Annotated in this window: 4 protein-coding genes; all 4 read right to left on the bottom strand. The window is 52.4% G+C overall.

Annotated features, from left to right (window positions below):
- Window positions 1–564 precede the first annotated feature (564 nt).
- On the bottom strand, window positions 565–2,124 hold the full coding sequence (locus tag QVO99_RS09945; RefSeq protein WP_044065626.1) for an ATP-binding protein: 1,560 nt from the start codon (window positions 2,122–2,124) through the stop codon (window positions 565–567).
- A gap of 138 nt (window positions 2,125–2,262) precedes the next feature.
- Window positions 2,263–3,387 carry an Mrp/NBP35 family ATP-binding protein gene (locus QVO99_RS09950; protein WP_022317465.1) on the bottom strand — a complete coding sequence of 375 codons (1,125 nt, stop codon included), beginning with the start codon at window positions 3,385–3,387 and terminating at the stop codon, window positions 2,263–2,265.
- Between the two features lie 206 nt (window positions 3,388–3,593).
- Window positions 3,594–4,364, bottom strand: a complete 771-nt coding sequence (gene trmB / locus QVO99_RS09955) for a tRNA (guanosine(46)-N7)-methyltransferase TrmB (RefSeq protein ID WP_287073256.1) — start codon at window positions 4,362–4,364, stop codon at window positions 3,594–3,596.
- A gap of 26 nt (window positions 4,365–4,390) precedes the next feature.
- Window positions 4,391–4,588, bottom strand: a 198-nt coding sequence (locus tag QVO99_RS09960) for a hypothetical protein (RefSeq protein ID WP_288177161.1), incomplete at its 5' end; no start/stop codon positions are given.

Consider the following 4,588-nt stretch of genomic DNA (forward strand, 5'->3'; position numbering starts at 1 on the left):
TCCCCCGTAGGGGAGAGGCTGGTTACTCATGTTTATGATATCCGATAGCAATCAGACTGCCAAGGGTATCTGTCCCTCCCCTACGGGGGAGGATAGGTGGGGGCTAATGGCGGAAAGCGGTTCATATATCATGACAAATTACTATGTCTATGATTTCAGTCAATCATTTCAGCCCCTCTCGTTCTCAAACCCATCCTAGCCTTCCCCAAGGGAAGGAACAGGTTACCCTGCCAATGAACTTCAGCCCCCTCTCGGTCTCCCCCGTAGGGGAGATGCAGGTTAGCATTGTTAACGAAAAACCATTGACAGTCAACGATTTGTCAAAGACTGGTGGATACAGGTTACTCCGTTTTGTCAAAGACTGGGAGTCGCCTGTCTTTCCATTTTGCAAATTTACTTTCTTTTTAGCAACGACTGAAAAAAATTACGTTACTTAATATTTAACTAACATAAAATTATAGGGTTTTAAGGAAAAATAGAACAACATGGAAGCCTGGCTATCCGCCAATCGGTGAATAGAACAACAAGTCAGGCTATCCGACAATCGGTAAAAAGAACAACAGGTCAGGCTATCCGCCAGTCGGTGATATTGCCGACGGAAGAGTCGAAATTGATGCCCACCTTAGTAATCAGCTTGCCAGAAAGGGCAAAGCGCTCGGCATAGTTCTTCAGGTCTATCTGCTTCATGGCAGCATCGGCATCCTTGTTGAGTTTCAGTTCTATCAGGTAAAGGCGGTCGGCAGTCAGCATCACGATATCCACCCTGCCCTTTGGCGTGTGCACCTCCACATCCACCACATAATGAGTGAGCAGCGTGAAGATGATGAAAAGCATCTGCTGATAATGACCCTCATGATTTGTCACGTTGCAGTATGGCACCGTGGCGAGGAATGTCTGCAGCAGCCTCAAGGCACCGTCGATGTCGTTCTGGCGGATGAGCACCGACATCCGGGCTATCGCCACATCGCCCTGCTCGGCATACGAGCCGTCGAGATAGTTGGGCAGCAGACTCTCGAAGAGCCCCACCTTCACCTCCTTGTTAGGCAGGTCGAGGGTGTATAGCTGGCTTATCTTGTCGTAGCCCTTGATGGTGATATAGCCGCTCTGATAGAGCAGCGGCGTGATGGTCTTCATGGTTTCCGTCGGCGAGTCGAAAGCCGACGACTTGGCACACATCCGCTGCAGGCTCGCCGGCTGCACATTGAATCTCTGCAACATATTGACGAGATATGTGGGTGTGCCCGATGCGAACCAGTAGGAATCGAAGTCTTTGTTGGCGAGGCTGCTGAGCAGACTGAAGGGATTGAACACTCCCGGCGAATGCGCCGAGAAATGATAGCCGTCGTAATTCTCCTTCAGCTTTGCCACCACCTGCCGCGGCGTCAGCTCGTTGGCCTGAGCCAGACCGGCGATGCCGTCCTGCATGTCGTCCAACAGTTCTGTTTCCGTTATGCCGCAGATGCCGGCATAGTCATCCTTCATGGAGATGTTGCTGATATTGTTCAGTTCGCTGAAGATGCTGAGCTGCGAGAATTTCGTGATGCCGGTGAGGAAGACGAAGCGCAGATATGGGTCGCAGTCTTTGAGCGGACTGTAGAAATTGCGCATGATGTCGCGCATCGCCACGAGTTGTGACTCTTCATGCGCCACATCGAGGAGCGGGGCGTCGTATTCGTCGATAAGCACCACCACCTGTCGCCCGGTCTTCTCATAAACAGCCATGATGAGGTTTGTCAGCCTGAGATTGGGCGCCGCGGAATGGAATTCCACTCCGAAGCGTTCCTCATTCACCTTCAGTATATATAGCAGATACTCCTGCAGTCCCTCCACATCCATGTGTTTGGCCCCTGCCATGCTGAGAAGGACAACGGGATATTCCGTCCATTCCTTTTCCAGCTTCTCTATCGCCAGTCCTCTGAAGAGGTCTCGCCTTCCCTCGAAATAGCTCTGCATGGTGGATACGAGAAGCGACTTGCCGAAGCGTCGCGGACGGCTGAGGAAATAATACGTTCCGGCAGCATGTGCCATGTTGTATATATACTCCGTCTTGTCTATATACAACATATCGTTCTCTCTGATTTTGCTGAACGTCTGTATTCCTATGGGATATCTTCTTCTGGTCATGATCTCGTATCCTCCCTGCTTGATTATAGAACGGTCATCAGACCGCATATCGGGTTTTCATTACTGTCTGCACAGTATTTCAGTTCTCATTCCACTTCCCCTCCCTTCTGCCCCGAGGCATACCGGGTGGGGAAGCCGTCACTCCTTCACGGGCACGATCTTGGTCTTGGGCTGCTCGCGGTTGCGGCGGTTTACCATTGTCACCACTGCCTGTGCGAGATTGAGGAACGCCTGTCCGGTGATGCTCTCCGGATGGCAAGCCGCCGGCATTCCCTTGTCGCCGTCCTCACAGATGCTCTGCACGAGAGGAATCTGTGCGAGCAGCGGGATATTGAGCTCTTCAGCCAATTTCTTGCAGCCCTCCTTGCCGAAGATGTAGTATTTGTTTTCTGGCAGTTCGGCAGGAGTAAACCATGCCATGTTCTCCACCATTCCGAGGATGGGCACGTTCACCTTGTCGTTGCGATACATGTCGATACCCTTGCGGGCGTCGGCGAGGGCAACGCTCTGCGGAGTGCTCACAATCACGGCTCCCGTGATGGCGAGGGTCTGGAGCAGAGTGAGATGGATGTCGCTGGTGCCCGGCGGCGTGTCGAGGATGAAATAGTCGAGGTCGCCCCAGTTGGCGTCGGCGATGAGCTGCTTCAGGGCATTGGATGCCATACCGCCTCGCCACAGCGTTGCGGTGTCGGGATTCACGAAGAATCCGATGCTCAGGAGCTTCACTCCATATTTCTCTATCGGCTGGATGAGCTGGCGGCCGTCAACGGGCACGGCATACGGACGCTCATCCTCAACGTCAAACATCTTTGGCATCGACGGACCGAAGATGTCGGTGTCGAGCAGTCCCACCTTGTAGCCCAGACGGGCGAGCGAGATGGCGAGGTTTGCCGACACGGTGCTCTTGCCCACTCCGCCCTTTCCGGAGCTTACGGCGATGACGTTTTTCACCTCCGGGAGCAGCTTGCCCACTTCAGGGCGCGGCTTGGACTTATATTCCAGTTTGATGTCGATGGTCATCTCCTTGCCGGAGTCGTCGCCTTCGTGCTGGCTCACAGCATAACGGATGGCAGCCTCGGCAGCCTTGACTGTGGATTTCAGGAACGGGTCGGTGTCGCGGGGGAAGATGAGCGTGAACGACACGCTGCTGCCGGCGATACGCACGTCATCGGCGAGCATCTCGCTCTCGATGAGATTCTTCTTGGTGCCTGGATACGTCACGGTCTGCAACGCATCGGTAATGAGTTTTGGATATAATGTCATTTCTGTCTTGAATTTATTTTCATTGAAGATAACCGCATAGCAGACTGACCGCGCCGCTGACACGCCCCACACTAAACGGGGATGCCACGCCGGGAATGCCGCGAAACGGCAGGCGCCGCGGACTGTCGCCATACGAAAAAGCGCCAACCTCACAGACGTCACTGCAAAGTTAGCGTTTTTTATTTATCCTGCAAAATATAGATGGGTCACTTTGCCGAATCCTTTCCGCTACGCTTCGTGCGCTTGTAGCTGCGGTATTCGTCGAGCGGGATTTCCACGTCAGACTCTTCGAGAGTGCCGGCGGCCGGCAGACGGAATTTGAGGTATTTGATGTTCAGTCCGCGGTCTATCCACTGGTTTTCATAATATGTGTGGATGGAGAGGATAGAACGGGTGTCGTTGTCGAGCGACTGGTCGTGGTAGAGGTCTTCGGTCTGCATCAATACCGGCAGCGCGTTTTTCTCCACCATGAGTCTGGTGTATGTGAAAAGGAAATTGGAGTCGGTCTTCAGATGCACGAGTCCTCCGTCTACGAGGAAGCGGCGGTATCTCTCCATGAAGTATGTGCTGGAGAGACGCTTGCGCGGATTCTTCATCTGCGGGTCGCTGAAGGTGAGCCATATCTCCTGCACCTCGCCCGGGGCGAAGAAGCGGTCGATTATCTCGATGTTGGTGCGCAGGAAAGCGGCATTTTGGAGCCCCTCCTCCAGAGCCTGCTTTGCTCCGGTGTGCATGCGCGCTCCCTTGATGTCGACTCCGATGAAATTTACGTCGGGGAACATGCGTGCCAGTCCCACGGTGTATTCTCCCTTGCCACAGCCCAGCTCCAGGACAATGGGGTTCTGGTTGTGGAAATATTCCTCGCGCCATTTGCCCTTCATCTCAAAGGGCACGTTTTCGATTACTGAATATGGATACTGGAAGACATTCTTGAATGTCTCCATCTCTGCGAATTTCTGTAGTTTTCCTTTACTCATTTATGATGTTGTACGTGGTTCAGTGTTCAACGCTTTGTCCGTGTTTGGTCCTTTTCTTCTTTTTTTATTGTGACGAGGGCCACTATTATTGCGAAAACGACCATCAGACCTACTGTCAATAGTTTTATCATAATCTTTTCCGTTAACCCAAAACTATCATTAGGACGTTTAGTTTGGTTTTTAATTACTGCTTGTTGTCTTTTGATTTTTATAAGGCGTCTTTT

It is taken from the genome of Prevotella sp. CAG:592 (assembly GCF_000436015.1).
Taxonomy (GTDB): Bacteria; Bacteroidota; Bacteroidia; order Bacteroidales; family Bacteroidaceae; genus Prevotella; species Prevotella pectinovora.

Bases quoted from the DNA above. Each gene is read 5' to 3' on its own strand.
- trmB (WP_287073256.1), bottom strand. From the start codon at position 4,364: ATGAGTAAAGGAAAACTACAGAAATTCGCAGAGATGGAGACATTCAAG.
- QVO99_RS09945 (WP_044065626.1), bottom strand. From the start codon at position 2,124: ATGACCAGAAGAAGATATCCCATAGGAATACAGACGTTCAGCAAAATC.
- QVO99_RS09950 (WP_022317465.1), bottom strand. From the start codon at position 3,387: ATGACATTATATCCAAAACTCATTACCGATGCGTTGCAGACCGTGACG.